This is a genomic window from Chryseobacterium hagamense, from assembly GCF_007991455.1.
GTDB lineage: Bacteria > Bacteroidota > Bacteroidia > Flavobacteriales > Weeksellaceae > Chryseobacterium > Chryseobacterium hagamense.
In genome coordinates, this window is the sequence record NZ_BJYJ01000076.1 from 1 (window position 1) to 1,671 (window position 1,671).

Consider the following 1,671-nt stretch of genomic DNA (forward strand, 5'->3'; position numbering starts at 1 on the left):
AGGCGGTGGATCCGGAAGACCGGGTGGTACTCCTTCATTATTGCAATTAATTACAACATTAAATTATATATTTCAATTTGGCGAATGGGATTATCTGTATACAGAGAAAAATGGAATGATGAAAGGAACAAAAGGAGCTGAATTCGCTTCTGAATCCATGTTACATAATAATCCTTATAATAACAAATATTTTAACACAGCCGAATTTAAAAAGATAAATAATATTATTGCAGGTCTAAATATAAGTATAACAATTGTGAAGCTGCCAAATGGGGAATATGGTATTACTCCAAAGCCTGCAAATATTGCATTTAATAGCAGTGCTTATGATGCAGCTGCAGATGGAGATGCTACCATTACTTATTCAGGCAAAGGAAAAGGTTTTTTAAATATACAATTCCAAATTACTAATAATGAGCAAATAGTAGAAAGAAAAATAGGCAATATAGACGGAAAAGTTAATATTAAAGACTCACATACAGCATTATTGACTGTTTCTTATCCTTTTAATGTTATAGAAAATAATGGAAGTATATCTCTAAAATTTGGTCATCCAACTAATTACAAAGCATATAATTTGAGTGCCTTAATGATTGCGGAAGGTATTCGGTACATCCCATTTACTAAATTTGAATTTCTAGGACCCCCAATTCAGACAGTTGACTATAATTATCAATTAAAAAAGAAATAATAATGAAAAAAATAATATTATACAGTCTATTACTTTCCGGACTACTTTTTATTGCAGGAGCATATATTCATTATCAATACCAGTATAAAAAATTTGAAGATTTTTTTATGAATTCTAGAATTTATGGGAGTGAAAAAATCATAATTGACACAACATTGTCAACAAGTAATAAAAAATTTGGATTGAGAGTAAGAAATTATAAATATTCTTTCTTTTTAAAAAATAAAAAAGATGCATATTTTACAAGAGAGTTTTTTACAACAATTTCAGTTGATAATAATTTAAATGTTATAGGAAACGGTGGAGCAGGAGATAATTTTTTTAATGAAGTTCCGATATTTGGAATAAACAATATAATCTATGTAAAATTTATTCCTGAAAAATGGGTACCTAACAAATCGTCTGCATACTACGTAGTTATAGAATATGAAAAAGATAGGAAAATTCAATATTACATTGAAATAAAAGAAAAAATACAAAACTATAGATACAGTATATATTTTAAAAGTTACCCACCAAAGATGATATTAAATACTAAGAATGAGTATATAAAGGATTAATTTTCAACAAGAGGAGACTTTTTCTCCTCTTGTTTTAGTTTTTTAAGTCTACCAGTATAACGGTAAGGAACTGCAGGAGGAAACGGGCTGGGGCGATTACGGAGCGCGGATGTATATGAGCGATATCGGGAGATGGGGCGTGATCGATCCTCTATCGGAACAGTACCGGAGGCTGACGCCTTACAATTATGTAGGCAATAACCCGATCAACTTTATCGATCCCGATGGCAGGAAGATGATGGCGCCAACCGGCAGCCCCGATTCGGTACCCCCGCCTATGGTTCAGGGAGGGATGATGGATTATTATGCCCATGGCGGAAAAGGTAGTACTGCGAATATCCTGAAATTCCTGGGGCAGGAAGATATGCTAGGTAATTTCTATGCCATTTATAACAGTGGCGGTGGGGGAAGTGCAGCTAC

2 protein-coding genes and 1 pseudogene are annotated in these 1,671 nt (G+C 33.0%); all 3 read left to right on the forward strand.

The annotated features are described in order from the left end of the window. A partial coding sequence (locus CHA01nite_RS20675; RefSeq protein WP_170234793.1) for a hypothetical protein occupies positions 1-691 on the forward strand: 691 nt, incomplete at its 5' end. Positions 692-693: 2 nt separating this feature from the next. Then, a complete protein-coding gene (locus tag CHA01nite_RS20285) occupies positions 694-1,251 on the forward strand; it encodes a hypothetical protein (RefSeq protein WP_146944799.1) in 558 nt (185 codons plus the stop codon). 49 nt (positions 1,252-1,300) lie between these two features. Then, positions 1,301-1,483: pseudogene (locus CHA01nite_RS20905) on the forward strand (RHS repeat-associated core domain-containing protein); the annotation flags it as partial. Between the last annotated feature and the right edge of the window lie 188 nt (positions 1,484-1,671).

Excerpts from the sequence above, each read along its gene's own strand:
- CHA01nite_RS20285 (WP_146944799.1), top strand. The coding sequence starts at position 694 with ATGAAAAAAATAATATTATACAGTCTATTACTTTCCGGACTACTTTTT.